Origin of the sequence: Streptomyces sp. NPDC056503, from assembly GCF_042794995.1 — a bacterium.
GTDB lineage: Bacteria > Actinomycetota > Actinomycetes > Streptomycetales > Streptomycetaceae > Streptomyces.
The window spans coordinates 1-26932 of record NZ_JBHTST010000119.1 but is presented as its reverse complement, the minus strand read 5'-3'; the positions used below and the strand labels follow the sequence as shown (position 1 = coordinate 26932).

At 76.1% G+C, this 26932-nt stretch carries 22 protein-coding genes; 9 read left to right on the top strand and 13 right to left on the bottom strand.

Annotation, left to right across the window (positions count from 1 at the left end):
- Window positions 1-183: 183 nt before the first annotated feature.
- From ACFQ8C_RS28550 to ACFQ8C_RS28535, 4 genes are all read right to left on the bottom strand, one after another.
- On the bottom strand, window positions 184-1245 hold the full coding sequence (locus ACFQ8C_RS28550; RefSeq protein WP_383462665.1) for a lactonase family protein: 1062 nt from the start codon (window positions 1243-1245) through the stop codon (window positions 184-186).
- Between the two features lie 100 nt (window positions 1246-1345).
- Entirely contained in the window at window positions 1346-2848 is a 1503-nt protein-coding gene (locus ACFQ8C_RS28545) for an FUSC family protein (RefSeq protein WP_383462667.1), read from the bottom strand.
- 268 nt (window positions 2849-3116) lie between these two features.
- Entirely contained in the window at window positions 3117-3743 is a 627-nt protein-coding gene (locus ACFQ8C_RS28540; RefSeq protein ID WP_383462662.1) for an ankyrin repeat domain-containing protein, read from the bottom strand.
- Between the two features lie 277 nt (window positions 3744-4020).
- Window positions 4021-4578, bottom strand: a complete 558-nt coding sequence (locus ACFQ8C_RS28535; RefSeq protein ID WP_383462660.1) for a heme-binding protein — start codon at window positions 4576-4578, stop codon at window positions 4021-4023.
- Window positions 4579-4966: 388 nt separating this feature from the next.
- Here ACFQ8C_RS28535 and ACFQ8C_RS28530 point away from each other — a divergent pair, with 388 nt between their 5' ends.
- Window positions 4967-5461: an Lrp/AsnC family transcriptional regulator gene (locus tag ACFQ8C_RS28530; RefSeq protein WP_383462657.1), complete on the top strand. Its 495-nt coding sequence runs from the start codon at window positions 4967-4969 to the stop codon at window positions 5459-5461.
- 69 nt (window positions 5462-5530) lie between these two features.
- Window positions 5531-6151 (top strand): DinB family protein, encoded by a 621-nt coding sequence (locus tag ACFQ8C_RS28525; RefSeq protein ID WP_383462654.1) that lies wholly within the window; start codon window positions 5531-5533, stop codon window positions 6149-6151.
- 3 nt (window positions 6152-6154) lie between these two features.
- Here ACFQ8C_RS28525 and ACFQ8C_RS28520 read toward each other — a convergent pair whose 3' ends face one another.
- Window positions 6155-8284: a SpoIIE family protein phosphatase gene (locus ACFQ8C_RS28520; RefSeq protein ID WP_383462651.1), complete on the bottom strand. Its 2130-nt coding sequence runs from the start codon at window positions 8282-8284 to the stop codon at window positions 6155-6157.
- A 129-nt stretch (window positions 8285-8413) separates the two neighbouring features.
- Complete coding sequence (locus ACFQ8C_RS28515; RefSeq protein ID WP_383462648.1) at window positions 8414-8860, bottom strand: SSI family serine proteinase inhibitor; 447 nt, start codon at window positions 8858-8860, stop codon at window positions 8414-8416.
- A 388-nt stretch (window positions 8861-9248) separates the two neighbouring features.
- On the opposite strand from ACFQ8C_RS28515, the gene ACFQ8C_RS28510 reads away from it, so the two are divergent.
- The 6 genes from ACFQ8C_RS28510 (at window position 9249) to ACFQ8C_RS28485 (ending at window position 19571) form a co-directional block, all read left to right on the top strand.
- Window positions 9249-10964: an FAD-dependent monooxygenase gene (locus ACFQ8C_RS28510; RefSeq protein ID WP_383462646.1), complete on the top strand. Its 1716-nt coding sequence runs from the start codon at window positions 9249-9251 to the stop codon at window positions 10962-10964.
- 194 nt (window positions 10965-11158) lie between these two features.
- On the top strand, window positions 11159-12760 hold the full coding sequence (locus tag ACFQ8C_RS28505) for a flavin monoamine oxidase family protein (RefSeq protein ID WP_383462643.1): 1602 nt from the start codon (window positions 11159-11161) through the stop codon (window positions 12758-12760).
- A complete protein-coding gene (locus tag ACFQ8C_RS28500) occupies window positions 12757-15963 on the top strand; it encodes a ferritin-like domain-containing protein (protein ID WP_383462640.1) in 3207 nt (1068 codons plus the stop codon). The genes ACFQ8C_RS28505 and ACFQ8C_RS28500 overlap by 4 nt, the downstream gene beginning before the upstream one ends.
- A 4-nt stretch (window positions 15964-15967) precedes the next feature.
- A complete protein-coding gene (locus ACFQ8C_RS28495) occupies window positions 15968-17608 on the top strand; it encodes an FAD-dependent monooxygenase (protein ID WP_383462637.1) in 1641 nt (546 codons plus the stop codon).
- A complete protein-coding gene (locus ACFQ8C_RS28490) occupies window positions 17608-18969 on the top strand; it encodes a cytochrome P450 (protein ID WP_383462634.1) in 1362 nt (453 codons plus the stop codon). Before ACFQ8C_RS28495 ends, ACFQ8C_RS28490 begins: the two co-directional genes overlap by 1 nt.
- Complete coding sequence (locus ACFQ8C_RS28485) at window positions 18966-19571, top strand: carboxymuconolactone decarboxylase family protein (RefSeq protein ID WP_383462631.1); 606 nt, start codon at window positions 18966-18968, stop codon at window positions 19569-19571. Before ACFQ8C_RS28490 ends, ACFQ8C_RS28485 begins: the two co-directional genes overlap by 4 nt.
- On the opposite strand, the gene ACFQ8C_RS28480 is transcribed toward ACFQ8C_RS28485, so the two are convergent.
- From ACFQ8C_RS28480 to ACFQ8C_RS28450, 7 genes are all read right to left on the bottom strand, one after another.
- Complete coding sequence (locus ACFQ8C_RS28480; protein ID WP_383462628.1) at window positions 19568-20086, bottom strand: GNAT family N-acetyltransferase; 519 nt, start codon at window positions 20084-20086, stop codon at window positions 19568-19570. The two genes, ACFQ8C_RS28485 and ACFQ8C_RS28480, sit on opposite strands and share 4 nt — an antisense overlap.
- Window positions 20083-20703 carry an isochorismatase family protein gene (locus ACFQ8C_RS28475; protein WP_383462625.1) on the bottom strand — a complete coding sequence of 207 codons (621 nt, stop codon included), beginning with the start codon at window positions 20701-20703 and terminating at the stop codon, window positions 20083-20085. Before ACFQ8C_RS28475 ends, ACFQ8C_RS28480 begins: the two co-directional genes overlap by 4 nt.
- A gap of 10 nt (window positions 20704-20713) precedes the next feature.
- The gene (locus tag ACFQ8C_RS28470; protein ID WP_383462623.1) at window positions 20714-21613 is read right to left on the bottom strand and encodes a hypothetical protein; all 900 of its coding nucleotides are present in this window, start codon (window positions 21611-21613) and stop codon (window positions 20714-20716) included.
- Window positions 21610-22812 carry a DUF2306 domain-containing protein gene (locus ACFQ8C_RS28465; protein ID WP_383462622.1) on the bottom strand — a complete coding sequence of 401 codons (1203 nt, stop codon included), beginning with the start codon at window positions 22810-22812 and terminating at the stop codon, window positions 21610-21612. Before ACFQ8C_RS28465 ends, ACFQ8C_RS28470 begins: the two co-directional genes overlap by 4 nt.
- 109 nt (window positions 22813-22921) lie before the next feature.
- A complete protein-coding gene (locus ACFQ8C_RS28460; protein ID WP_383462619.1) occupies window positions 22922-23590 on the bottom strand; it encodes a helix-turn-helix transcriptional regulator in 669 nt (222 codons plus the stop codon).
- 22 nt (window positions 23591-23612) lie between these two features.
- Window positions 23613-24005 (bottom strand): STAS domain-containing protein, encoded by a 393-nt coding sequence (locus ACFQ8C_RS28455; protein ID WP_383462616.1) that lies wholly within the window; start codon window positions 24003-24005, stop codon window positions 23613-23615.
- A gap of 138 nt (window positions 24006-24143) precedes the next feature.
- Window positions 24144-25310 (bottom strand): helix-turn-helix domain-containing protein, encoded by a 1167-nt coding sequence (locus ACFQ8C_RS28450; RefSeq protein ID WP_383462613.1) that lies wholly within the window; start codon window positions 25308-25310, stop codon window positions 24144-24146.
- Between the two features lie 529 nt (window positions 25311-25839).
- Here ACFQ8C_RS28450 and ACFQ8C_RS28445 point away from each other — a divergent pair.
- A complete protein-coding gene (locus tag ACFQ8C_RS28445; RefSeq protein WP_383462611.1) occupies window positions 25840-26832 on the top strand; it encodes an esterase/lipase family protein in 993 nt (330 codons plus the stop codon).
- The last annotated feature ends 100 nt before the right edge of the window (window positions 26833-26932 follow it).

Below are 26932 nucleotides of genomic sequence, written 5' to 3'. Positions count from 1 at the left end.
CCGGGCTATGGTCATGCTTATCCTCTCCCTTTACTGGCCGGTGCGCGCCCCCCCGCCGCCGGGCGCGCCCCCGGCGCACTGCCGCCCCGCACCCTACCGTGGGCCCCCACCGACAGCCGTCGGTGCGGGCCCTTCCGCGTGCCCGGGACGCGTGCCGCATCCGGGCGGCGCCCCGGGGGCGTGTCAGCCGAAGACCACGCAGGTGACCGCCGGGGCCTCGACGGAGCCGGCGCGGACCGGTGTGCCGGTCTCGGGGTCGACATCGAACCAGGTCACGTCGCCGGACCGCTCGTTCGCCGCGTACAGCCGCCGCCCGGACGGGTCGAGGGCCAGGTCGCGGGGCCAGGAGCCGCCGCAGGGGACCGTGGCGGAGCGGATCGCCTCGTCGCCCGCCGGGGAGAGGACGAGGACGGCGATGGTGTCGGTGCCGCGCACGGCGACCCAGAGGAACCGCCCGTCGGGCGCCACGACGACGGCGGAGGGGTACGCCGGTCCGGCGCCGTCCGCGTCGGCGAGCGGGATCTCCGCCAGGGGCGTCAGCTCGCCGCGCCGGGCGTCCCAGCGGCAGACGGTGACGGCGGGCTCCAGCTCCCCGACGACGTACAGATGGCCGCCGTCCGGGTGGAAGGCGAGGTGGCGGGGGCCGTAGCCGGGCCGCAGGGTGGTCTCCCCGTGGAGACGGAGGGCCCCGGTGGCGGGGTCGAGGGCGCAGACCCGCACGGAGTCGGTGCCGAGGTCCACGGTGAGGACCCAGCGCCCGCTCGGGTCGGGGAGGACCTGGTGGGCGTGGGGGGCGGCCTGCCGGTCGGCGACCGGGCCGCTGCCCTCGTGCTGGAGGACGGCGGTGGCGGGGCCCGGGACGCCGTCCCCGGCCAGCGGCAGGGCGGTGACGCTGCCGGAGGTGTAGTTGGCGGTCAGGAGGTGGCCGGCGGTGACGGCGAGGTGCGTGGGGCCGGCGCCGTCGACGGGCACGGGGGCGCCGAGCGGGCGCGGCGCGGGCCCGGCGGGGGCGAGGGCGGCGACGGCGCCCGGATCGGTCTCCGAGACGGCGTAGAGCACGCCGCCGACGAGGGCGAGGTAGGAGGGGTCGGCGACGGCGTCGGTGGCGCCCGTGACGGCGAGCGCGCCGGTCGCCGGGTCGACGTCGGCGGCGAGCACGCCGCGGCCACCGGCCGAGGTGAAGGAGCCGAGATAGGCCCGTACCCGCCCCGCTCCCTGCCCACGTGTCTCGTCGGTCCCGCCCACGGCGCCTCCCTGCCCCGGGACCGGTCGCTGCGACCGGCCGTCTGCGGGCGACGTTAGCAGGCGGTCTAGACCAAGTCCGATCAGCCGGGGACGGACCGCGTCAGGAGCGGACGAGGAGCGAGCCGGGCGGAGTGCGCAGCGGCTCGTCGAGCGCGGCGAGCAACCGCTCCAGGCCACTGACGTGCCCCAGGGCCGCGGGGGCCGGATGGGCGGCGGCCTCGGGCTCGGCGGCAGGACGGTCCTGGGCCCGCTCGGGCGTGCGGGGCGAGGTGAGCCCCTCGACGGCCGTCTCCACCCGCCAGCAGGCCGCGGCGAGCCGGGCGTCGTGGCTGGCGTCGGGGTCGGCGGCGACGGCCGCGAGCCCGCGCACCTCGGCGGCGCACTCGTCGAGCAGGGCGAGGACCTGGCGCGCGCGGGCCTTGCGCCCCCGGAAGGGGCTCAGCGGGTGGACGAGGGGGGCGAGGGAGAGCCGCACCCGGCCGAGCAGCAGGTCGAGCTCGGCGACGTGCGGGCTCGGGTCGGCCAGCTCGTCGCCGGCGAGGCGCCGCTCGGAGGCGGCGGTCGCCGCGTGGACCGCGCGCAGGGCGCGCAGGATCCAGGCGTCGTTGATGGCGTGGGTGGTGACCGGAAGGATCAGCAGGACCGCGAGGGCGGCGCAGACGGCTCCGACGACGGTCTCCTCCAGGCGCAGCACCAGGAGCGCCGGGTCGAGGACGCCGAGGAGCCCGTAGAGCAGTCCGGCCATGACGGTGACCGCGAGCATCATCCAGCTGTAGGAGAGGGGCGCGGTGTAGAAGATCCCGAAGACGCAGACGGCCACCAGGAGGGCGGTGGGCAGCGGGGCGCCGTGCAGCGGGATGGCGACGACCATGCCGACGGCGATGCCGATGAGCGTGCCGAGGAAACGGCGGAAGCCGCGGACCAGGGTCTCGCCCCGGGAGACCGTGTTCACGAAGATCCACCACGTGGTGCCGACGGCCCAGTACCAGCGGTCCTCGGAGAGCACCTGGCCGATGCCGAGGGCCACGGCGCAGGCGGCCGTGGCCTGGACCGCCTGCCGGGTGGTGATCCGGGCGAGACCGGTACCGGGCAGCGGGGCGGGGGCGGCGGGCGGCGGGGTGCGCCGCTCGATCGGCCAGAACACGAAGCGCACGGCTCCGGCCGCCGCGAGGGCGATGCCCACGGCCGCGTACAGCTCGGGAAGCTGGGCGGGCAGGGCGTGCAGGAACTGCGTGCTGAAGAAGTTCATGAAGGCGAAGATGCCGAGCGCGTGGCCGCGCGGGCCCCAGCGCCTGGCGTAGACCCCGCCGAGGACCACCAGCAGGAAGGCCGTGTCCCGCAGCGGGGTGTGGCCGTGCAACAGCGTGGCCAGAGCGAGCACCGGGAAGCCGGCGAGCGGCAGCAGCAGGGTGGTGACGGCCTGGCCCCGGACGCTGGCGTCGGTGACGGTGAACAGGGCGAGCAGCGCCGCCAGTCCTCCGGTGATCGACGCGGTCAGCGAGAAGCCGGCCAGTTCGGCGACGGTCACCGCGAGCGCGATGCCGAGCACCGCGCGCAATCCGGTCCTGAGCCGGAGAAGCCCCGGGTCCGGAGCCACGAACATCCTCTTCACGGCGGTCGGCCGCCCCCTCGTCTTGCCGCTCGCCCGCCGTACGCCCTGCCCCGGGGGTGGTGGGGCGCGCACGGACACGACGAAGGCGCCGACGTCCGGAGCGGCCTCGTCGCCGTCCCGGCGCTGCGGCGCCGCAATCATCTGATGGATACAAGAGAAGCACCGATCGGGCGCTTGGCTCAAATCGTCGGCGAAACGCTGTGCCATTGGCCAGGCCGCCGCCGGTGCGGCCGACCCGGTGGTGGGCCGCTGGACCAGCTCAGGTCAGGGTGGCCGGAGCGGCGGGGGTCCTGCGCAGCAGGGCGGCGAGCGCGGTGTGACCGCGCCGCTCGGCGTGCTCCAGCGCGGTGGTGCCGTACGAGTCGGCGAGCTTGGGGTCGGCCCCGGCGGCGAGGAGCAGCCCGACGACCTTCTGGTGGGCCGGGCCGCCGTCGCCCAGGATGACGGCCTCCAGGAGGGCGGTCCAGCCGAGGTCGTTGACGTGGTCGACGTCGGTCGGGGTCTCGCGCAGGAGGGCCCGGACGTACGGCACGTGACCACGCTCGGCGGCCGGGATGAGGCTGGTGCCGCCGAAGCGGTCGGTCAGCCGGAAGTCGGGGGCGGGGTCGGCGGCGAGCAGCACCCGGAGCATGGCGACGCTGCCGGTGACGCCGGTGGCCAGCCAGGGGCTGTCGTGCCGGGCGTCCCGGGCGTCGACGTCCGCACCGGCGGCGACGAGCGCGCGGGCGGTCTCGACGTGGTCACCGAGCACGGCGAGCAGCAGCGGCGAACGCAGCTCCGCGTCGCGGGTCTCGGTCCGGGCACCTTCGGCGAGCGCGGCGCGAACGCCGGCGGCGTCGCCCCGGCGGGCGGCGGCGAGGAGGCGGTGGTGGGGTGTGGCGGTCACGGCGGTCTCCTCGGGATCGGCGGCGGACGCGAGCGTGGGACGGGGTCCTGGATGGGGGGTCCGGGATGAAGGATCCAAAATCCGGGATAAGGGATCCGGGATGAGGGATGAGGGATGAGGGATAGGGGATCCAGGAGCCAGGAGCCAGGAGCCAGGAGCCAAGATCCAGGAGCCGGGAGCCGGGAGCCAGGAGCCCGGATCTCGGATCTCGGATACGCGGCCGACGGCGGCCGGGCGGGCGTGCCCGGGCGCCGTCGGGGTCCGAGCGGTCCCGCCGTTACTTGGCGAGGGCGTCGACGCCGGCCTGGGCGAACTTCTGGTCGAGGTCGCCGGAGGGGGCGCCGGCGACGCCGATGCCGGCGATCGGGGCGTTCTTGCTGGTGACGGGGGCGCCGCCGCCGAGGAAGAGGGTGCCGGGGATGTCCTTCAGGTTGGGGGCCTGCTCCAGGCGCTTGACCAGCTCGGTGGTGGGGGCGTTCCAGGAGACGGCGGTGTAGGCCTTCTTCTCGGCGGACTCGTAGGACTGCGGGCCGGCGCCGTCGCCGCGGAGGGTGACGAGGGTGTTGCCGTTGCGGTCGACGACGGCGACGGAGACGCGCTGGTTCTCCTTCTCGGCGGCGTCGAGGGCGGCCCGCGCGGCCTTGGTGGCGGCGTCGATGGTCAGGTGGGTGCTGGTGGTGGTGTTCTTGTTCTTCGCGTCGGCCTTGACGACGGCGGCGGGGGCGGCGGCCGGGGTCGCGGCGTTGGCGGAGACCGCGCCGAAGGCGCCGGCGCCCAGGGCGACCAGGGCCGCGCCACCGGTCAGGACACGGGCACGCTTCGAGATCTGCTTCATGGACGGACACTCCTCGGGGTGGACGGGGCGGGGGCGGCAGGCCCGGCGGTCGCCGGGATCCGCGGACCGGGAGGCCCTCTCGCCGTCCCGCTCCGACATCCATCCTGGGCGCGGCACGGGGCCTGGACGGTCGGCCCGGCGGATGGTCGTCGGTCGCCGCCCGGCGGACCGGGGGGTCGGCCGATCGGACGACCCCGGCCCGTGCCGACCTGCGGTACGCGCGCGTGGGAGCCGGGAAACGCATGCCCGGCAGCGGGGGGACGCGCCCCTCCGGAAGTGCCGACCGCACGCTGGGTACAGTCGGGACCATTCCGGCGGATCGCCCCGCCGGGCGGACCATCACACCGGGGGCGGACCCGCCCCCGTGGCACGGGGAGGCCGGCACGTCATGGCGGTGGACGAACTCGACACCCGCATCCTGCGGCTCCTGATCGAGCAGCCGCGCACCAGTGTGCGGGAGTACGCGCGCATCCTGGGCGTCGCCCGGGGCACCGTACAGGCGCGCATCGACCGGCTCGAACGGGACGGGGTGATCACGGCCACCGGCCCGGTCCTCTCCCCCGCCGCGCTCGGCCATCCGGTCCTCGCCTTCGTGCACGTGGAGGTCACGCAGGGCCATCTCGACGAGGTCGGCGACGCGCTGGCCTCGGTGCCGGAGATCGTCGAGGCGTTCTCCATCACCGGCGGCGGCGATCTGCTCACGCGCGTGGTGGCCCGGGACGCGGGCCACCTGGAGGACGTCATCCAGCGGCTCATCAAGCTGCCGGGCGTGGTCCGCACCCGCACCGAGATCGCGCTGCGCGAGCGGGTCGCGCACCGGATGCTGCCGCTGGTGGAGTCGATGGGACGGGGCGGCCCGGAGCGGCGGACCGGCGGCCGATAACCCGGGTGCGGGACGGACGCCTGCGTGGCAGGGTACGGGCGTCCCGTACCCCGCGTCCCGGAGCTTCCCATGGCGATACCCGACCGACTCGTCCCCCTGCTCTCCGAGTTCGACTTCGCCCGCAAGCGGCTGACGGACCGTCTGTCGGGGCCGGTGGTGGACAGCGGCAACGGCACGGACGTGCCGGTGGGCCCGATGACCGACGCCGAGTACCTGTGGGAGCCGGCGCCGGGCTGCTGGTCGGTACGGCGGCGGGCCGACGGTCCGGGTCCGGCCGCCGCGCTGCTGACCGGCGCCGGCGAGTGGGGCCGGGAGACCTCCCCGTATCCGCATCCCGTGCCGCCGCCGTTCACCACCCTCGCCTGGCGGCTCACCCACCTGAGCGAGTTGCTGGCGCTCCGCGCCGACCACACGGACGGCACCCGCTCGCTGACCCGCGACGACTACCGGGCGGCCGGCGACGCCGCCACGGCGATCGCCGACTTCGACACGGCCGCCGGGGCCTGGCGGGCGGCGCTGCTCTCCGTCGACGACAAGGACCTCGACACGGTCGGGCACTGCTCCTACCCGCACGGCGGCGACCCGGAGGAGCCGTTCCTGGAGATCGTGTGGTGGGTCAACCAGGAACTCCTGCACCACGGCGCGGAGATCGCCCTCCTGCGCGACCTGCACCGGGTCCTCGCCGGCTGACGTTCAGGCGGTGGTGCGGGCGAGGACGAGGGCCACGTCGTCCTGGGCCGGGTCCACGAGGAGCCGGGCCAGGACCTCGTCGCACACCTCGTCCAGCGTGCCGCCGGTCCGGTCGAGGGCACGGCCCAGCTGGCGCATCCCCTCGTCGAGGTCCCGGTCCCGGGCCTCGATGAGCCCGTCCGTGTAGAGCACCAGCAAGCCGCCGGGCGGCAGCGGGAGTTCCTCGGTGCCGAAGTCGTGGGCACCGGTGCCGAGCGGGGTTCCCGGTGGCCCCTGGAGGAAGGAGACGGCGCCCTCGGGCGTGACCACGGCCGGCGGGAGGTGGCCGGCCCTGGCGATCGTCCAGGTGCCGGTGGACGGGGAGTGCACGGCGTACAGGCAGGTCGCCATGGTGTCCTCGCCGAGGTCGGCGACGACGGCGTCGAGGGAGCGCAGCATCTCGGTGGGCGGGATGTCGTGGCGGGCCAGGGTCCGCACGGCGGTGCGCAACTGGCCCATGACGGCGGCGGCGTGGATGCCGTGGCCCATCACGTCGCCGATGACGAGTCCGGTGCGGCCGCCGGGCAGCTCGATCACGTCGAACCAGTCGCCGCCGACGTCGTGCGCACTCGCCGGCAGGTAGCGGCCGGTGAGTTCGAGGCCGGTGACGGCGGGCAGGGCGCTGTTGGTGAGGCTGCGCTGGAGGGCCAGGGCGGCGGCCCGCTGGGTGGTGTAGAGCCGGGCGTTGTCGATGTTGAGGGCGGCCCGGGCGACGACCTCGTCGATGAGCACCGCGTCCTGGTCGTCGAAGGGTTCACGGCTCTTCAGGCGGGTGACGGTGACGGCCCCGAGGACCTGGCCGCGGGCGACGAGCGGCACGGTGCGGGCGGAGCCGAAGCGGGTCGAGAGGTAGTCGCGCAGCGACTCGGCGGCCTTGCCGGGGAAGAGGACGGGGATGTCCCTCTCGGTGAGGAAGGTGGGCCGGCCGTCGAGGACCAGCCGTTCGTACGGGGAACCGGCGGGCAGCTGGAAGGTCTGGCCGGGCCCGAGGAGCGGGCTGGGCGGTACCGGTTCGGGGAAGACGGCCGCGATCCGGCGCAGCACGCCCCGGGAGGAGACGGCCGGGTCGTCGGGCTCCAGGACGGCTTCCAGCATCTGCACGTCGGCGGAGTCGCAGAGCTGCGGCACGAGGAAGCGGACCACCTCCTCGGCGGTCTGCCGCAGGTCGAGGGTGGTGCCGATGCGCGCGCCGGCCTCGGAGAGCAGCGCGAAGCGGTGCCGGGCCCGCTCGACCTCGATGTGCGCCTCCTGGCTCTCGGTGATGTCGACGAGGGAGGCGATGAGGCCGAGGGGCCGGCCGGACCGTCCGGGGTCGGCCACTCCGTCGGCGTGACCGGAGGTGGCGTGACCGCCCGGGCCTGAGCGGGTGCCGCGGTCGACGAGGGGCGCGTAGGAGCAGGACCAGATGTGGTCGCGGTCGGGGTCGGCGGGGGTGCGGCCGACCCGGCGGGCGTCGATGACGGGCGTACGGGAGTCGAGGACCTCCCGCATCAGGGACTCCAGGGAGACGGCGTTGACGCCGGGCACGACCTCGGTGAGGCGGCGGCCGACGTGTTCGGCGGCGGAGACGCCGTTCATCCGGGCCAGGGCGTCGTTGACCCGCAGGAAGCGCAGGTCGGGGCCGAGCAGCGCGAGGCCTATGGGCGACTGGGTGAAGAGGCTCTCCATGGCGGCGAGGTTCTCCCGCATCCGCAGGACCTCGGAGGTCTCCACGGCGATGAGCATGGCGCCGGGCCGGCCCGTGGGGTCGGCGGCGGGCACGATCCACATCTCCATGGGGACCGTGTGCCCGTCGCGGTGGCGGACCGGGAGGGTGCCGACCATGGTCTCGCCGGACTGGACGCGGCGGGTCAGCCGGCCGGCGAGCTCCCGGTTGGCGTCGGGCACGAGGAGCGGGGCGGCGGGGAGCCCGAGGACGTGTTCGGGGCGGTGGCCGAGCAGGTCCTGGGCGGCGAGCGACCACTCGACGATCCGCCCCTCGGCGTCCTCGCGCCACAGCGCGATCGGAAGCAGTTCCCGGAGCACGCCCGCGTCCCCGACGGCCGCTCGCGGCGGCTGCGGAACCCTGCTCGGCGACGACTGATGAGCGTCCACGCATCGACCTACGCATCGGCCTGGCCCCCAGGGGGCATTCCCTACCGAATCACCCTAACCGAGGTGTCGGCGGGGGGCTTGCGAGGCTCATCCGTACGGTGCGCACCGCCCTTGCCCGAAGCCTTCCCGTCAGAAGGCGAAGACCGCGCCGGTACGGGCGTTCAGCTCGCAGCTGTTGCCGTACTGGCGGGCGAAGGAGACGGGCCGTCCGCGCCAGACGCCTTCGGCGCGCACCTCGACGGGGTCGTAGAGGAGGGCGCACGCCGTGTCGGACTCGCGGTCGACGCGCCCCTGGGAGGCGTCGAGGTCGGCGCAGGCGGCGTCCGCGCGGGGGTGGTCGCCGCCGGGCGGGTCGCAGTGGAGGGTGACGGTGCGCGGGGCGGGGGCGGGCGCGGCGGTGGAGTCGGGCGCCGGGGCGGTGGTGGCCGGGGTGGGGCCGGTGACGGTGAGCCGGAGGGTGGTGGTCGCCGCGGAGTCGGCCGGAGCAGGGGCCGGGGTGGGGGACGCGGAGGTGCCGACAGCGGGGGCGGCGAGCAGGAGGGCGGCCAGCAGGGCCGCGGGGGTGTGCGTGTTCATGTCCGGTCAACGAGCCGCGGGGACCGGCGGTCACCCCGGCCGGTCCCGCGCGCCCGGGAGGAGCCGTGGCGAGGACTCGCCGCGTGACGGGCGCCCGGGTGGCGTGAAGTCGCCGCTTCCGGTGTGCGCGGGGTGGGGCCGTACGGCTGCGGGAGTGGCCGATTCCGGCAGGTCGGGGCGGCGGGGGTGTGGGCGCGCGGGGCTCGCGCGGGTTCCCGTTCGAGGACCGACGGCCGGTTTCCGATGCCGCTCACGCAAACAGGCCATTGGTTGCACAGGGCGTCATCATCGCTGGTCGTGTGCGTCTGGCGCCCCTCCGTACGCCCTGGCGAAGGTGATCTTCCGGAGCGCACGCTGATCGACGGAACACGAACGGGAGGGGTGGCACGTGGAACGGGGCGGCAGCGGGGGCACGGCCGGACACGGCGAGGACGGCGGCACGGACCGTGGTGCGGACAACGCCACGGCCCGTGGCGTGGACGGCGACGTGGACCGTGGGGTGGACGTCTGTGTGGTGGGGGCCGGCCCGGTGGGGCTGACGCTCGCGATCGGGCTGCGCAGGCTCGGTCTGGGGGTACGGATCGTCGACGCGGCTCCGGAGACGAAACGGGAGGCCCGTGCGCTGGTGCTGTGGGCACGGGCCCGGGAGGCGCTGCACGCGCTGGGCGTCGGCGGGGTCCTGGACGAGCACGGGGTGGAGCTGAGCGCGGTGACCGTGCACGCCCGGGGCCGGCCGCTGGGCGAGCTCACCACCGGCTGGGCGCACTCCGCCTTCGCCCGCCCGCTCAACATCGAACAGCACGTCATCGAGCGCCTGCTGGCCGGGGAGCTGGCCGGCCTCGGCACCCGCGTCGAGTGGAACACCGCGGTCACCGACGTCAAGGTGCACGACGACCGGGCCGAGTTCACCCTGCGGCACGGCGACGGACGGGTCGAATCGGGCTCCGCACCCTGGATCGTGGGGTGCGAGGGCACCCGCAGCGTCGTCCGGGACCGGCTCGGGATCGCCTTCGAGGGCCACCGCCGCACCGGCCTCCAGGTCGTGCAGGGCAACGCGCTGCCGACCTGGCCGCTGGCCGAGGAGCCGGGGCGCGGGCACATCTTCCTGGCCCCGCGCCGGGCCCTGCTGGTCTTCCCGCTGCCCGACGGCGGCTACCGCTTCTTCTGCTTCCGCGACGACCCCGATCCCTCGCTCGGGGCGGCCCCGACCCTCGACGAGCTGCGCGACCTGGTCGCGGAGACCGCCCGGATGCCCGGGCTGCGGCTCGCCCCCGCCCCCTCCCGCTGGCTCAACCGCGCCCGGTTCAGCGACCGGGTGGCCGCCCGGCTGCGCAGCGGGCGCGGACTGCTCGCGGGGGACGCGGCGCACGCGTGGGCCCCGGTCGGCGGGCACGGCATGAACGTGGGGGTGCTCGGTGCCCACAACCTGGCCTGGAAGCTCGCCGCCGTGCACCGGGGCGAGGCCGGGGACGCGCTCCTCGACACGTACGACGCGGAGCAGCGGCTCATGGCGCTGCGGTACATCCGGGAGATGCGGTTCAACTTCATGGAGCTGCCGCTGCCGCCCCTCGCGCACCGGGCCTTCACCGCGACCGTGCCCGCCGCGCTGGCCAGGACCGGTTTCCGGCGCCGTCTCGACCTGCGGCTGAGCGATCTGGGGCGTCACCACCGAGACGGCCCGCTCTCCGCGCACGTGCCCGGGACCGGCCGGGGGCCGGGCGCGCGGGCCGGCGACCGGATGCCGGACGCCTCCGTGGTCCCGGCGGAGCCCGGACCCGGCGCGAGGGGTCCCGGGGAGACGGTGCGGCTGCACCGGCTGCTCGCGTACGGGACGTGGACGCTGGTGCTGCACGCGGCCCGGGCCGACACCGTCACGCTCGGGGCGCTGCGCGCGGCCTGCGCCACCGTCCCCTTTCCCGTACGGCTGCTGCCCGTGACGCCCGCCGACGCGCGGGCGGAGGCGGCGCTCGGGGCCCCGGCGGAGCTGCGGCTGGTGCGGCCCGACGGGTACGTGGGGCTGGTCGCCCCGCTCGGCGGCGTCGAGCGGCTGCGGGAGTACCTGGCGGCTCGGGCCGCCGGCGCGAGAGCCGTCGGCCGGGTCTGAAGCCCCGCCACCGCGCTCGCCTCCTCAGGCCGCCTCGCCTCCTCTGGCCGCCTCGCCTCCTCAGGCCTCCTCGCCTCCTCAGGCCGCCTCGCCCCCTCTGGCCGCCTCTCCCTCCTCAGACCTCCTCGCCTTCTCGATCGCTCGTCTTCTCGTCCCAGAGCCCGCGCACCGAACCGTCCGGGAGTCGGATCCTGATGCCCATCAACCCCCTCGACCCAGCCGCCGCCACCGTCCCTCAGCCCCGCCCCGCACCCCCTCCTCCCGGTCTCCCCGGCCCGCAGCCCCGCCGGCGCCCCCGTGCCGGTGGCACGGTGACCGTCGTGGGGGCCGGGATGGCCGGGCTCGTCGCCGCCTACGAGCTGGAGCGGCTGGGGTTCCGCGTCGAGGTCATCGAAGGGAGCCTGCGGCTCGGCGGACGGGTGCGCACCCACCGCTTCGGGGCGCAGGAGGGCGCGCCGTTCGTGGAGCTGGGCGCGATGCGGATCCCCACCGCGCACCACCGGACCATGGGGTACGTCGCCCACCTCGGCCTCGCCGACCAGGTGCGGCCGTTCCGCACGCTGCTGTCGGAGGAGAACGCCTTCCTGGCGACCGGCGCCGGGCACGTGCGGCTGCGGGACGCGCCGCGCGCCCTGGTGTCCGAGGTGCGCTCCTCCCTGGGCCTCGCCGGGTTCCGGGAGGAGACGGTGGTGTTCGGCGCCTGGCTCGCCGCGGTCGTCGACGCCGTCGCCCCGCCCGCGCTGCGGGACGGCCTCCGTGCCGACCTGGGCGGGCGGCTGCTCGGTCTGGTGGACGAGATCGACCTGACGCCGCATCTGCGGGGCGGCGGCAAGGACCGGATCGACGTGCACGGGCTGTTCGCGGCCCACCCCGGGATCCGGGCGGGCTGCGGCGGCCGGCTCGACGGCTTCCTCGACGACATCCTGACCGAGACGAGTCCCGCGCTCGTGCGGCTCGCCTGCGGCATGGACCAGCTGGTGCAGCGGCTGGCCGCGCGGATCCGGGGGCCGATCTGGCTCGGCCAGCCGGCGACCGGCTTCGAGGTCGCCGCCGACCACGTGCGCGTGCGGCTCGGCGGCGGGGCGGCGGCCCGGGTCCGGCGCTGCGACTACGTGGTGTGCACGGTGCCGTTCTCGGTGCTCCGCGGACTGTGGTTGGCGGGCTTCGACGAGGACAAGCTCGACGCCGTCCGGGAGGTCGTCTACTGCCCGGCCACCAAGGTCGCCGTGCACTGCCGGGAGCCGTTCTGGGAGCGGGAGGGCATCCGGGGCGGTGCCTCCTTCAGCGGCGGCAGGATCCGGCAGACCTACTATCCGACCGCCGAGCCGGCCGGTGCCGAGGGTGCGGCGGATCCCCTCGGGGCGGCCCTGCTCGCCAGTTACACGATCGGCGAGGACGCCGACGTGCTCGGCGGGATGCCGGCGCCGGTCCGGCACCGGGCGGTCGTCGAGGAGCTGGGCCGGATGCATCCCCAGCTGCTGCGGCGCGGGATGGTGCGCGGGGTCGCCAGTCTGGCCTGGGGTGGCCATCCGTGGACGCGCGGCGGCTGCACGATCCGCTGGGGCGCGGACCCGGCGGGCCGGGAGGAGCAGCGGCTGCGCGCGCTGCGCCCGCAGGGCCGGATGTTCTTCGCGGGGGAGCACTGCGCGACGGAACCGGCGTGGATCGAGGGGGCGGTGGAGTCGGCCCTGGAGGCGGTGGCCCTGATCGCGCGGGACGAGGGGCGGCGCGACGGGCCGTGCCGGGGCGAGCGGTGGCGGGGCGCGGCGGCTCCGGCCGGGCTGGAGGCGGCATGAGCGTCTTCGACCTGCCCCGGGTGTACTTCGCCGGTACGGCGCTGACTCGGCTGCCCACCGGGCCCCGGTCCGGGCTCGTGGACCTGGCCTCGAACACGGTGCTGCGGGGCGCGGACGGAGACGCCCCGGCGGAACCGTTCGGGGTGGCGGGTCCGGCGGCCGACTACCACGCGCACCTGGCGGAACGGGGCGCGCGCGGCGGGCACTTCTCGGGGAACGGGCATGTCGTCTGGGAGGCCCGGGTCACCGGGGTGGAGCGGACGGCGGGGGGCGTGGAGCGGTCGGATCCGCTGGTGGGCCGGGAGGTGGACCTGTGGGGCCATCACAACCCCTATCTCGGGACGACGGTGAACCGCGCGCGGGTCTTCGACGTCGATCCGGCGTCGGCGTGGACGGCGACGCTGATGGGCGGCCGGTTCGCGTTCGGGAGGGAGGGACGGTCGCACGACACGGGGTACGCGTGCCTGGGCGGGCTCAGCGGTTTCATGCCGCCGCGCTGGCAGGGCTTCCGGCCGGTGGCGCGCTCGCTGCACCAGTGCGTGGCCGGGGCGGAGGACGGGCTCGACTGGCCGGCGGGGGCGGCGGACTCCCCCGCCGTACGGGCCCTGCGCGAAGCGGTGGCGGAGCGGGACGGCGGGGCGCTGCTGGTCCAGTTCACCCTGGAGGCCCTGGCGGACCCGGAGGGGCCTCCCGGGGCCGGGGACGCGCCGCGGCGGTGGCGGCTGCGGGGAGTCGTGGCGCCGTGGAGTCCCGGGGAGCCGCGCAGCCATCCGGCGGGCCGGCTGCTCGTCCCGTACGGGGCGGAGGGCGGTGGCCCGGACGGACCGGGGCCGTGCGCGGTGCGGATCGGCCCCGAGGGGGTGGTCGTCAACGAGCCGTACGCGCGGCTGGGGAGGGACGGTGGCGGCGGGCCCGTCCTGGAGGTGCGGACGGCGGGGTCGGGGCTGACGGTCGCGGTGCTGCCCGGGGGGTTCCGGGGCGGCGCGGTGGCGACCGTACCGGCGGTCTCGGAGGAGGCGGTGCGCCGGGCCGGGGAGGAGGGGCTCGTGGTGGTGCGGGACGGCGGCGCGGTCGTCCTGCGGGAACGGGAGACGGTGGTGCTCACCGACGAGGCCGCGCTGGTCCTGGACCATCCGGACGCCGAGCGCGGTGACGAGTACGCCGTCGAGGTGCCGGTGCGGACCTTCCTGCGCGGCCGGCCCGGGCCGCTCCAGGCCGTGGAGGTCCGCCAGTACCCCAACCCGCGCGCGCTGCCGCTGGATCCGGCGGCGTCGGGCCCGCTCGCCCGGACCTCGGACGTCGCGATCGTACGGCTCCGGGCCGGGCGGACGGGCGGGCGGAAGGTCTCCGGGGCGGAGCCGGCCGGAGCCGGGTGCCGGGTGGTCACGGACGGGGAGGGGCACGGCTGGTTCACGGTCTCCGGCGCGCGGGCCGGCACCGCGCGGCTGCTGTTCTCGACGGCACCGGACGACCTGCCGCCCGTCGACGCGGCGGCGCCCGGGTCGGCGGCCGACTGCTACGACCACGACGACGCCCTCGGCTACTGGGCGTGGGCGGGGACCGCCGCGGTGCGGGTGCTGCCCGACGACTGGCGCCTGGACGCGGTCCTGCCGTCCGAGGTCGGCTTCGACCTGCTGCACCGCGAAGTGTTCGCCTACTACGAGCAGTTGTTCCCGTTCATGCGGGACGAGGTGTTCAGTCTGGCCGACCGCTGCAAGGTGGAGACGTACGCGAAGCTCGTCTGGCAGATGTGCGACCCGGCGAACAAGGACCGCACCTACTACATGCCGCCGACGCGGGACCTCACGCTGCCCAAGGCCCGGCTCCTCCTCGCCTACCTGCGCTCCCGGAGCGCGGCGGCGGCGCTCCCGCACGCTCCGGCGGCCCCCGCGCCGCGCCGGGCGGCCGAGCCGCGCATCACCACCCGGGGCCAGCTGCGCGCGGCGCTGTGGCAGGCGGTCACGGTGGAGCTGGCGACCTCGCTCCAGTACCTCTACGCGGCGTACACGGTCCCGACCCACGGCACGGGCTTCGGGTACGTCCGCAGCGGGGTGTGGACGCCCCGGCAGCTCCGGCTGGCCTGCGGGGACGGCGGGGAGACCCTGGCGAAGGGCATCCGGGACGAACTCCTCGACGTGGCCCGCGAGGAGATGATCCACTTCCTGGTCGTCAACAACGTCCTGATGGCGATGGGCGAGCCCTTCCACGTGCCGGCGATCGACTTCGGGACACCGGGGCGGCTGCCGCTGCCGCTGGACTTCGCCCTGGAGCCGCTGCACCTGGGCAGTCTCCGGCGGTTCATCGCGATCGAGCGGCCCGAACGGCTCGCGGGCGGCTCGGCGGGGGCGGCGGGGACGGGCGCGGAGGCGGCGGGAGAGTCGTGGGGCGGTACGCGCGCGGGGGTTCCGTTCGGGTCGCCGAGCGAGCTGTACGCGGCGATCCGGGACGGTCTGCCCCGGGTGCCCGACCTCTTCCTGGTGGAGCCGGGCAGGGGCGGCGGGGAACACCACCTCTTCCTGGGGGCGGCCGTCGACTCCGTCCACCCGGACTACCAACTGGAGGTGGACGACCTGTCGAGCGCGCTCTTCGCGATCGACTTCGTCACCGAGCAGGGCGAGGGCGGGGTCCTCGACGCGCCGGGGGACGGCGGCCCCTCGCACCACGAGACCTTCGTGCGGCTCGCCGAACTCCTCATGGCCGAAAGGGCCGACGGGCCCGGCGGGCAGGGGGCGCCGTGGGAGCCCGCCTACCCGGCCCTGCGCAATCCGACGGCCGACCCGGGCCACCCGGGCCGGGCGGCCGTGCTCGCCCCGCACGCCCGGCAGGTGCTGAGGCTCTTCAACCGCAGCTACTTCCTGATGCTCCAGCTGATGGTCCAGCACTTCGGCGAGAGCCCGGACGCGAGTCTGCGCCGCTCCCCGCTGATGAACGCCTCGATCGACGTGATGACCGGGATGATGCGGCCGCTCGCCGAACTCCTCGTCACGCTCGACTCGGGCTGGCGGGGGCGGACGGCGGGCCCGTCCTTCGAGCTGGAGGAGCCGCCCGTGCACGTCGCCAGGCCCGATGTGGCCCGGCGCGGTTTCGCGATGCGTTTCCGTCACCTGGCGGCGATGGCCCGGGCGTGCCCGGGCGTCCCCGACCGGGTGCCGGAGCTGATGGCCTGGTACGCGGAGTACTTCGCGACGGAGGGGAGGAGTTGAGCCGATGACGGTGGAGGAGGAGACCGAGGTCCTGGTCGTGGGCGGCGGGCCGGTGGGGCTCGCCCTCGGGCTCGACCTGGCCCGGCGGGGGGTCGGTTTCGTGCTGGTGGAGGCCGGCGACGGCCGGATCACCCACCCCAAGGTGTCCACGGTCGGGCCGAGGGCGATGGAGCTGTTCCGCCGCTGGGGCGTGGCGGACGCGGTCCGGGGCGCCGGCTGGCCCCCCGGGCACACCCTGGACGTCGCGTGGGTGACGGCGGTCGGCGGGCACGAGCTGCACCGGCTGCGGTTCGGCACGGTCGCCGAGCGGCCGCCGCCCGCGCACACGCCGGAACCCGAGACGGTCTGCCCCCAGCACTGGCTGGTCCCGCTGCTGAGGCGGCGGCTCGGGGTGCGCCCGGACGGCCCGGTGCGGCTGGGGACCCGGCTGACCGGGTTCCACTCGACGCCCGACGGGGTGCGGGCCTCGCTGACCGACGCGGCGGGGGCGCGGACGACGGTGCGCGCCCGTTATCTGGTGGGGTGCGACGGGGCGGCGTCGCCGGTGCGGAAGGCGTGCGGGATCGACTCGCCGGAGCGGCACGCCACCCGCACCCTGCGGAACGTCCTCTTCCGGGCGCCGGGTCTCGTGGAGCGGCTCGGCGAGCGGGCGGCCCTGGTCCACTTCGTGACCGAACCGGGCGGGCTGCGGTATCCGCTGCGGGCGATGGACGGCCGGGACCTGTACCGGCTGACCTGTCCCCCCGGCCCGGCCGAGGCGCTGCGGGTGATCCGCCGGGCGCTCGCCGTGGACGTGCCGGTGGAGGTCCTCTCGGACACGGAGTGGCACCTCACCCACCGGGTCGCCGCCCGCTACCGCGACGGCCGGGTGCTGCTCGCCGGCGACGCGGCCCACACCCTCTCCCCCTCCGGCGGCTTCGGCCTCTCCACCGGGATCGGCGACGCGGCCGACCTCGGCTGGAAGCTCGCCGCCGAACTGGCCGGCTGGGCGGGCCCCGGCCTGCTCGACACGTACGAGAGCGAGCGGCGTCCGGTCGCCCTCGCCGGCCTGGAGGAGAGCCACCGCAACCTTCGCCGCACCGTGGACCGGCGCATCACGCCGTCGCTCCTGGAGGACTCGCCGCGCGGCGAGGAGGCCCGCGCGGAGCTGGGGCGGCTGATCGCCGCCTCGGACCCACGGCGCGAGTTCGACGCGCCCGACGCCCACTTCGCCCACCGGTACCGCTCGCCGGTCATCGCGGAAGGGGAGGACGGGGACGCGCCCCCCTCGCCCGGGGAGCCGGACCGCCCGGCGTGGGACCGCGCGGCGGTGCCCGGCGGGCGTGCCCCGCACGTGTGGCTGGAGCCCGGGCTCTCCACGCTGGACCTCTTCGGCCCGGCGTTCACCCTGCTCCGGCTGGGCCCCGAGGGCACGGAGGGGACGGAACGGGCCTTCGCCGAGCGGAGGGTGCCCCTGCGCGTGTGGAGTCCGCCGGCGGGCGACGAGCCTCGGCGGCGGTACGGGTATCCGTACGTGCTGGTCCGCCCGGACGGTCACGTCGCCTGGCGGGGGTCCCGGCCGCCCGCCGATCCCGGCGCCCTCGCCGACCTGGTGCGCGGGGCCGGGACGGACACGGGCGGGGCACGGCCGGACGGGGGTGGGTGATGGGCGCGGACGGGCTGCCGCCGTTCGACCCCGGGCGGCTCGACCTGGCGGATCCGTACCCGGTCTACCGCGGGTACCGGGAACGGGACCCGGTCCACGCCGTGCCGCCGCCCGACGGCGGCCGGGACGGCACCGGGTCCACCACCTGGTACCTCTTCCGGTACGCGGAGGTGGCGCGGGTCCTGACGGAGCGCGCGTACCGGCGGAGGTCGCCGCTGACCGGGCGGGCGGCGCCGATACCGGAGGGGTACGGGACGCTGCGGCGGGTCGTCGAGAACTGGCTGGTCTTCCTCGACCCGCCCCGGCACACCCGGCTGCGGGCCCGGGTGAACCCGCCGCTCGGCACGGCCGCCGTCGCCGGACTGCGGCCGGCCGTGCGGGAGATCGCCGAGGAGCTGGCGGGGCCGCTCGCGGCGCGGCCCGAGGCCGATCTGGTCCGGGGGTTCGCGGCGCCGTTCCCCCTGCTCGTCATAGCCCGCGTCCTCGGAGTGGAGGGGCGGCTGTGGCCGTGGTTCCGGGAGCGGGCGCTGGCGCTCCAGGAGGCGGGCGGCACCCGCGGCGACCGTACGGCGGCGGGCCTCGCCCGGGCCGACCGGGCGGCGGGCGAGCTGGAGAGGTACTTCACCGCGGAGCTGGCGGACCGGCAGGCCGCCGACGGAGAGCCGCGCGACCTGATGGGCGCGCTGGCCGGCGCCGCGCGGGAGGACCCCTCCCTCACGCCCGGGCTCCTCGCCTCGACCTGCGTCCACCTCCTGACCGCCGGGCACGAGACCACGACCGGGCTCCTCGGGAAGGCCGTCCTCGCGCTCCTCTCCCGGCCCGCGACGGTGGCCGCACTCCGCGCCGAGCCGGGGCTCCTGGCGGGCGCGGTGGACGAGTTCCTGCGCTTCGACCCGCCGGTGCAGATGGTGACCCGCTGGGCGTGGCGGGACACGGAGCTCTCCGGGCGGCGGGTCCGGCGCGGGGACCGGCTGATCGCGGTCCTCGGCTCGGCCCACCGGGACCCGGCGCGTTTCCCCGACCCGGACGTCCTCGACGTCCGCAGGACCACGGGCCGGCACTGCGCCTTCGGCCTCGGCATCCACTACTGCGCGGGCGCGGCGCTCGCCCGGCTGGAGGCGGAGACGGGACTCGCCGTGCTCCTCGACCGGCTGCCGCTGCTCCGGCCGGACGCCCGCCCGCTGGTCGAGGTGGAGTACGCCCCGGACTGGGTCTTCCACGGCCCCTCCCGACTGGTCCTCAGGGAACGGGAGGAGGAACGGGAACGGGAAGGGGAAGAGGAACGCGAGGCCGGGGCGGGGAACGATCTCCACCACCCCTCCGTTATACCCCCCACGGGTATACAGAGGAGGAGTGCATGACCACGACCAGCACCGCCGACACCGACGCCACCGTCCCCCGCCCCCGCCGCCTGCCGGCGCTCACCCCGGGCCAGGCCCAGGGCCGGGCCCGGGAACTCCTCGCGGACATCGTCGAACGGCACGGGTCGGCGGGCGAGATGGTGTCCACGATGGCCCACTCGCCCGCGATGATCGAGGGTTACCTGAGCCTGTCCCGTGCGATGAAGCGGGTGAGGATCCCTCGCGCGCTGAGCGAGAAGCTGTCCCTCGCCGTCCAGGAGTGGATCGACTGCGGCACCTGCCGCGAGGCGCACGCGTCGGCGGGCCGGGCGGCCGGGCTGAGCGGCACGGACATCGCCCTGGCCCGCCAGGGCACCTCCACCGATCCCCGCGAGGCCGCCCTGATCGCCCTCGCCCTCAAGGTCCTCGTCGAACCGGGCGCGCTCGGCGACGCGGACGTCGCCGAGGTGCGAGCGCACGGCTGGAGCGACCGGATCATCGCCGAGGTGGTCGGCGTCGTCGGCCTCAACCTCCTCACCGGCGCCTTCAACCTCCTCGCCGGCATCCAGCCGGACGCCGACGAGGAGGAGGCGGCGGAGGGACGGGAGGCGGCGGAGGCCTAGGCGCCCGCCGGGAGTTCCTTCTCCATCAGCGTGAAGGACTTCGCCGGGCCGCCCGGCTGCGGCTTGCCGTCCTTCCGGCCGACGACGCGGTAGCCGGCGTCCCGGTAGTAGGCGGTGAGCTTCGGGTTGGTGGTCAGACAGTCCAGGCGCACCCGGGTCCGGCCGGTCGCGGCCACGCGGTCCTCGGCGGCCGCCAGCAGGAGCCGTCCGGTCCCGGGCGGGGCGGCCCGGTCCACCATCAGCCGGTGGACGTAGCCGGCGACGGGCGGCTGCGGTCCCCACGCCGCCTCGTCGTCCCACCACAGCTCCCAGGCGCCGGCGACGCGACCGCCGCGCTCCGCGAGCCAGACCTCGCCGTGGGTCATGATCCGGCGGAAGTGGTCCTCGCCCAGCTCTCCGGGCCGCCACTGGCCGGTGACACCCCGCTCCAGCATCCAGCGGGCGGCGTCGTCGCGGAGCCGTACGAGGGTGGCGAGGTCGGCCTCGCCGGCCGTGCGGTGGTGCAGTGCGGTCACGTGGCCGATCCTCGCACGGGGCCGGCCAGGGGCGACGGGGCGGTGAAGGAGACCGCGGCGGCCGGGCCGGTGACCTCCGCGTCGGAGCCCAGGGCGTAGGCGGCGACGCGGGAGACCACCGCCGCCGGGACGGCGTCGGCCACTCCGGGGACGGCCGGGCAGTCCTGGGTGGCGTGGGCGTCGTGCGGGACGACGACCCGGTAGCCGCGGGCCAGTGCCGTACGGGCGGTGGCCTGGACGCACATCTCCGACATCACCCCGCAGACGGCGACGGCCCGGCTGCCGTGCCCGTCGAGCACACCGCCGAGGCCGGTCTCCTGGAAGCCGTCGTCGTGCGGTTTGCGGATGACGAGCTCGGCGGGGCCGGGCTCGATCCTGTGGTGCAACTCCCAGCCGGGGGTGTGGGGTTCGTCCTCCGCGCCGGGCGGCCCGTCGTTCTGGAGGTGGACGACGAGCGCGCCGGCGGCGCGGGCCCGGGCGATCAGCCCGGCGGTGCGGTCGACGAGCCGGGCGGCGTCGGGCACGGCGCCGTCGCCGGTGACGAAGGCCGACTGGACGTCGACGACGAGGAGCGTGTCCACGGGCGGGGGCGGCTGCTGAGGCGTCTGCGCGATCATGCGGCCATCATCACGCCCCCGGGCGTGGCCGCTCCACGGGGTTTTCGACCGTCCCCGACCGGCGGAGCAGGAGCTGCCCGGTCACGCCGGTCGCGAACAGCCCGCCGAGCAGGGCGAGGAGGGAGACGGCGCCGCCCGAGCCCCAGTCGACGTCCGCGGCGCGGGCGGCGAGCACGGTCCCGCAGACGACCGCGACGGCGGGGACGGCGCGGAGGGCGGGGCGACTGCGCGTCAGATCGTCCTCGGCGAGCGAGGCGAGGACGCCGACGCCGAGCGAGAGCGCCCAGACGCCGAGACCCTGGGCGTCGGCGCGGTTCACCGTCCACGGCACGAACGCGCCCCAGAAGCCGGGCAGGAAGAGGAGCCCGGCACCGATGCCGAGCCATCCCGAGCCGAGGACCGCGAGCAGCGGCTTGGACCAGCCGGGCATCGGCACGTGCCCGGTACGGATCGGCTCCCCGGCCGGCCTGCGGTACTGGGCGGCGAGGCAGCCGACGGAGGCCAGCGCGAGGACGGAGACGACGGGCACCCAGCCGAGGCTGAAGAGGACGAGGAAGAGCGGGCCGCCCCCGGCGACGCGGAGGGCTCCGGCGTTGAGGAGGGTGACGGCGGCCAGACCGACCATGACGACCACCAGCGGCAGGTACAGGCCGCGCACCTCCTCCCAGGTGGCGGCCCGGCCCATGGTGAGCAGCGCCGGCGCCACCCCCACCATGGCCGCGCCGATGAGTGCGGGGCTGAGCGGTTCCGGCGAGGCCCAGGCACCGGCCGCGTAACCGGCGACGCCCGCGACGGCGAGGAGCGCGCCGACGCCGAGGCTGATGACGGCGACGGCGGTGCTCAGGACGGCGACGGCCGCCGAGAGTTCACGGCCGGGTCCGGTGGTGGTCGTGGCGACGGGGGCGCTCATCGCCCCTCCTTCCCGTCCGCGGCGGCGGCGACGAGCACCGGGTCCGGTGCGGCGGGCGGGGTCCGCGGAGGCCGGCGACGCAGGAGTTCGCGTCCGGCGAGGACGCGGAGACTGACGACGGTGACGGCGGTGTAGGCGAGCATGCCGCAGCCGATGCCGGCGGCCGAGGTGAGGGCCGTCGCCCGGTCCAGGTCCATGGCCCGTTCCAGCACCGGCACCATGACCGCGGAGAAGGCGGGGGCGAGGAGCAGGGCGGCGAGGTGGAGGCGCCACTCCTCGCGGGCCCAGCCGTTGCCGGCGCGGCGCGCGCCGGCGGCCCGGGCGGCGAGGACGGCGTACACGACGGCGTACGGCACCAGGTAGGCGAGGAGCAGGCGGCGTCCGGCGGTGCCCTGGCCGAGGAAGGCGGGGACGAGCACGGCGAGGCCGGCGGCGCCCGCGAGGTGGGCGAGGACCATCACCGGTGCGGGTGCCCAGCTGCCGGTGAGGCCGGGTACGGAGGTGCGCCGGTCGAGGGCGCGGGTGGCGAGCAGGGCGCCGAAGGAGACCAGCGCGCCGAGGTGCATGATCGCGACCCGGTTGACGTCCTGGATGGACAGGCCCGGGTAGAGGGTGGGCAGGAAGCCCCATTGGAGGCGGAGCAGCGGGGCGGTCATCAGGAAGCCGTAGCAGAGCAGCAGCCAGCGCTGGTGGAGGTCGGGGAAGCCCTTGTAGGCGGCGAGGGTGCCGAAGGTGATGCTGCCGACCGTGCCGACGAGGATGACGGCGAGCACGATCCAGAAGGCCGCGCCGCTGAACGCCTGCTCCGGGGGCGTGCGGACCAGGTAGACGGCGGCACCGGCCATCGAGGCGTACACGGTCACGGCGAAGACCACGCCGAGGGCGCGGTGGAGGCGGACGCGGCGGCGGACGGCGGTGAGCAGCTGGACGGGGCCCAGGAGCATCAGCAGGCCGCCGAGGACGGAGTGGACGATCAGCGGGACGAGGCTGCGCTCGTACGGTCCCCTGCGGTCGCGGACGGCGTCGGCGACGAACTCGGGCGAGACCGTGCGGCCGAGGAGCCATTCCCCGAGGGCGGGCGCGCCGGGGCGGGCGTAGGGCCAGAGCTCGGTGAACGCGATCGGCGCGTACGCGAGGCAGACCGCCGTCAGCACGATGACGGCCGCCTTTCCGCGTCTGGTGCTGGTCGGACGCCCCATGGCGGCCCCCTCTGCGATGGTCGCGATAGTCCACTCTGGACTATGGAGGAAGGTAGGGCCGCTTCCGGCCGGGGTCAACCGGTCGGTAACAAACTGGTGTTACCAGGGGTCAGCGCTGCTCAGCGTCGCCGCCGTCGCCCACCGCTCCCCCACCCACCGCCCCCTCACCCGGCACCACGTCGCCCACCGCCCCCTCACCCGGCACCACGTCGCCCACCGCCCCCTCACCCGGCACCACGTCGCCCGCCGCCCCCTCGCCCTCCGCCGGTTCGCGGCTGCCGACCCAGTCCCAGAAGTCGACCATCATCCGCTCGTACCGGATGCCGAACTCCAGCGCCTCGCGCTGCCCGCGGCCGAGCAGTGCGCCGACCTCTCCGGCCAGCCCCTCGTACTCCTCCAGGGTGCGGCGGTGTTCCGCCGTCTGGACCGGGGCGTGGACGCGCGGGCTCGCCCCGAACCAGAGCTTCAGGATGCCCCGCTCGCGCGCCTCGACCGGCACGAAGGAGGGGTCGGCGAGCCAGCCGCGCAGCGCGGCCACGCCCTCGTCGGTGAGCCGCATCAGCCGCCGGTTGCGGCCGCCCTCCTGGCGCGCCTCGGAGAGCAGTCCCGCCTCCAGGAGGCGGTCGCACTGGGCGTACACCTGCGCGTGCGGCACGGACCAGAAGGGGGCGACGGTCCGGGCGGCCTCGACCTTGACGTCGTACGGACTGGCCTCGCCCAGCGCGTCGATGATGCCGAGGACGAGGAAGGAGGGCGTGGTCAGCCGGACTTCAGACATGCGGCGACCGTATCGCGGGGCCTCAGACCGGGTGCTCCGCCCGGGCCCGGGGTCCGGCGGCCGGCGGCGGCGAGGGCAGCGCGCGGAACGCGGGCTCGGGCCGGAGCAGCTCGTCGAGGCCGGTGAGGCGCACCAGGCGGAGGATCCACGGCTGGTCGCACACGAGCTGGAAGTGCGCTCCGCGCTCACGGGCGCTCCGGGCGCAGTGGGCGAGCAGGCCGAGGCCGGTGGCGTCGCAGAAGCCGAGCGCGCGGATGTCGACGGCGAGGGCGTCGGCCTCGCGGACGAGGGCGTCGAGCTCGGGTCGCAGGTGGCGGACGAGGACGAGGTCCAGTTCGCCGCGGAGGACCGCGACGGTCAGGGCGCCGGCCATGTGCACCGCGAGGTGGGGGTCGTGACGGGGGATCAGCTGCATCGGACGCTCCACTGGGCGGGTCCAAGTGTCATGCCGAGCGTGGCCGTTGCGCGGGCGGGAGAGACGTTTCACCTTGGCCTCAGTCACCGGATCCGGTGAATGCGCGTCCAGAAGTGCGCCGGACGGGCGTACGAGGGGTCAGGGGCGCGGCTCCCCCAGGAGGGAGCGGGTCCGCAGGGCCAGGAGCGCCTCGAAGCGGAAGGCGGGGTCGGCGAGCCGGTCGCCGAGGAGGGCGTCGAGCCGGTGCAGCCGGCGGCGGGCGGTCTGGGGATGGATGCCGAGCACGCGGGCGACCTCGGGGGCGGTGCGGCCCCAGGACGTCAGCAGGGCCTCCAGGGTCTCGGCGAGCCGGTCGGCCCTGCCGCGCGGCAGCTCCGCGAGGGGGGCGAGGACCCGGGCGGCGAGCAGCCGGCCGACGGGCGCGGCCCGCAGCAGATGGAGTTCGGCCAGCTCCTCCTCGGCCAGGACGAGGTCTCCGCCGGGAACACCCGCCCCGGCCCCGGCGCGGCGGTCGAGGGCGGCGCGGGCGCACTGGAGGGAGAGCCAGGCGTCGTCCGGCACGACGGCGGGGCCGAGAGCGGCGGTACGGCCGCGGAGGGCGGCGCGGATCCGGTCGAGCGGCCCGCCCGAGCCCGCCCTCGCCTCCACCCCCGCCCCCGGGCCCGGCAGCGGCACGATCAGCACCAGGTCGTTGCCCCGCTGGACGGTGAGGAGTTCGGCGTCCGCGCCGGGCACCGCGAGCCGGCCGCCGCCGGACCGGACCAGGAGGCAGGCGAGGGTACGGGGCAGGGGCCAGCCCGCCCGCTCGGCGAGGGGTTCCAGCGACTGCCGGTCGACTCCGGGGGCGTGGGCGGCGCCGGGGGCCGGGGGTTCGAGCAGCCGCTCGGCCAGGGTGCGGCGAGCCCGCTTGAGCTCGCCCTCGGAGCGCAGCCGCTCGGCCCGGAAGCCGGCGACGGCCTCGTTGGACAGGGCGTTGATGTGGATGAGGACGGCCTCGTGCAGCGGCAGCACCAGCTCGGCGGGGAGCGCGGCGGCCTGGAGCACCTCGGCGTACCGCCGGCTGCCGACCCGTGCGCCCACCCGGAACGCGGCCTGGATGCCGTCCGTCGTACGGCCGCTGCGGTATTCGACGCGGCCCAGCTCCCTGAAGTGCCTCAGATGGTGGTCCTGCGGGCTGTCGGGGTGCTCGACCAGCTCCGCGAACTGGTGGAGGGCGCGGCGTATCGCCTCCACGAGGTCCCGCCCGAAGGCGGAGTCCAGCGGCCGGCGGTAGGGGGCCACCTCGACGCGGATCGCCTCGATCATCTCCGCGACGATCCCGTCGACGCGGAGCCGGATGAGCGGGCCGAGCCCCGGTGGCAGCTCGTGCCACGGGCCTCGCGCGAAGGCTCCGGGACCGGCCCCGGGGCCCGGGAGGGAGCCGCCACCGCCCCCCGCGGACGCGGAAGCGGGCGAGGGACCGGGACCGGGCGGGGGCGGCGGCACGTACTCCATCTCGGGACTCCCTCTGCGGTGGGCTTCGTACGGGGCGGGGCTCGGGCGGAGCGGCGCCGCGGCCCGCTCCGGTGTCGAGGGGCGTGAGGCGGGCGCGGCGGAAGGTGTCACGCGCGTGACCGTTTTCCGGCGCGCGGGCCTCGCCTCCCTGGTCCGGCCGGTGCCGGTGCCAGCAGTGTGGACCCGACGTTACGCGCCAGTAGCTTCCGCGTCTCTCCCCCGTCACGGGTTTCTCCACCCCAGGCCGCTCCGTCACAGGCCACGTCGCCGAGGCACGCCGCCGAGGCCACGTCGCCAGAACCACACCGCCACAGGTTTCCGTCACGAGAAGGGCACCCCCATGCGCACGAGCACCGCACGCACACGCACCGCACGCACCGCACGCACTCCACGCACCACCCCGGACCACCGCTCCGGCCGCCGCCGGATCACCGCGGCCCTCACCGGCGCCGCCGCCGCGCTCTGCCTCGCGCTGACCGGCGCCGCTCCGGCGCAGGCGGGACCGGCACAGGCCGCCGCGGCCGACCCGGTGGGCCCGCCGCAGGGAGACTTCCTCTCGGCGTACGGCTACTCGCTCCTCTCGCCGACGGCGGTCCCCTCCGGCGCGAACGACTGGGACTGCCGGCCGACGGCCGAACACCCGCGCCCGGTGGTCCTGGTGCACGGCACCTTCGAGAACCGGTACGCGAACTGGGCCGGGCTCGCCCCGCGCCTGAAGTCCGCCGGGTACTGCGTCTACGCCCTCGCCTACGGCGGCGGCCTCGGCCCGGTCGCCGGCACCGGGGACATCGCCGCCTCCTCCCGGCAGCTCGCGGAGTTCGTGGAGCGGGTGCGGACGGCGACGGGCGCGGCCAAGGTGGACCTCGTCGGCCACTCGCAGGGCGGCATGATGCCCCGTCACTACATCAGGCACCTCGGCGGCTCCGCCACCGTCGGCCGGCTCGTCGCCCTCGCCCCCACCAACCACGGCACCTCGCTGTGGGGCATGGGGCTGCTCGCCCGCGCCTTCCCCGGCGGCGACGAGCTCCTCGGCCTGGCCTGCACGGCCTGCTCCCAGCAGATCACCGGCTCCGACTTCGTCACGGAGCTCAACGCGGGCGGCGAGACGCATCCGGCGGTCTCGTACACCGTGATCGCCACCCGCTACGACGAGGTGGTCACCCCGTACACCTCGTCGTTCCTCGCACCGGCGCCGAACGTCGTCAACCAGCGGGTCCAGGACGCCTGTCCGGCCGAGTTCACCGAGCACCTCGGGATCTCCTACAACGACGTCGCGACGCGGCTCGTCCTCAACGCCCTCGACCCGGCCCACGCCCAGCGCCCCACCTGCTGACCGCACGGCGACGGCCTCCGGGTTGCGGCCGGACTTGGCCGAGCCGCCGGCGGAGTCACCCTCGACGATGAAGATCTCGCACTTGGTGGGGTCGTTCGAC

Coding starts and splice junctions, on each gene's coding strand:
- ACFQ8C_RS28495 (WP_383462637.1), top strand. CDS start 15,968: ATGACGGTGGAGGAGGAGACCGAGGTCCTGGTCGTGGGCGGCGGGCCG.
- ACFQ8C_RS28475 (WP_383462625.1), bottom strand. CDS start 20,703: ATGATCGCGCAGACGCCTCAGCAGCCGCCCCCGCCCGTGGACACGCTC.
- ACFQ8C_RS28535 (WP_383462660.1), bottom strand. CDS start 4,578: ATGAAGCAGATCTCGAAGCGTGCCCGTGTCCTGACCGGTGGCGCGGCC.
- ACFQ8C_RS28500 (WP_383462640.1), top strand. CDS start 12,757: ATGAGCGTCTTCGACCTGCCCCGGGTGTACTTCGCCGGTACGGCGCTG.
- ACFQ8C_RS28455 (WP_383462616.1), bottom strand. CDS start 24,005: ATGCAGCTGATCCCCCGTCACGACCCCCACCTCGCGGTGCACATGGCC.
- ACFQ8C_RS28470 (WP_383462623.1), bottom strand. CDS start 21,613: ATGAGCGCCCCCGTCGCCACGACCACCACCGGACCCGGCCGTGAACTC.
- ACFQ8C_RS28490 (WP_383462634.1), top strand. CDS start 17,608: ATGGGCGCGGACGGGCTGCCGCCGTTCGACCCCGGGCGGCTCGACCTG.
- ACFQ8C_RS28545 (WP_383462667.1), bottom strand. CDS start 2,848: ATGTTCGTGGCTCCGGACCCGGGGCTTCTCCGGCTCAGGACCGGATTG.
- ACFQ8C_RS28445 (WP_383462611.1), top strand. CDS start 25,840: ATGCGCACGAGCACCGCACGCACACGCACCGCACGCACCGCACGCACT.
- ACFQ8C_RS28505 (WP_383462643.1), top strand. CDS start 11,159: ATGCCCATCAACCCCCTCGACCCAGCCGCCGCCACCGTCCCTCAGCCC.
- ACFQ8C_RS28515 (WP_383462648.1), bottom strand. CDS start 8,860: ATGAACACGCACACCCCCGCGGCCCTGCTGGCCGCCCTCCTGCTCGCC.
- ACFQ8C_RS28465 (WP_383462622.1), bottom strand. CDS start 22,812: ATGGGGCGTCCGACCAGCACCAGACGCGGAAAGGCGGCCGTCATCGTG.
- ACFQ8C_RS28450 (WP_383462613.1), bottom strand. CDS start 25,310: ATGATCGAGGCGATCCGCGTCGAGGTGGCCCCCTACCGCCGGCCGCTG.
- ACFQ8C_RS28530 (WP_383462657.1), top strand. CDS start 4,967: ATGGCGGTGGACGAACTCGACACCCGCATCCTGCGGCTCCTGATCGAG.
- ACFQ8C_RS28525 (WP_383462654.1), top strand. CDS start 5,531: ATGGCGATACCCGACCGACTCGTCCCCCTGCTCTCCGAGTTCGACTTC.
- ACFQ8C_RS28485 (WP_383462631.1), top strand. CDS start 18,966: ATGACCACGACCAGCACCGCCGACACCGACGCCACCGTCCCCCGCCCC.
- ACFQ8C_RS28460 (WP_383462619.1), bottom strand. CDS start 23,590: ATGTCTGAAGTCCGGCTGACCACGCCCTCCTTCCTCGTCCTCGGCATC.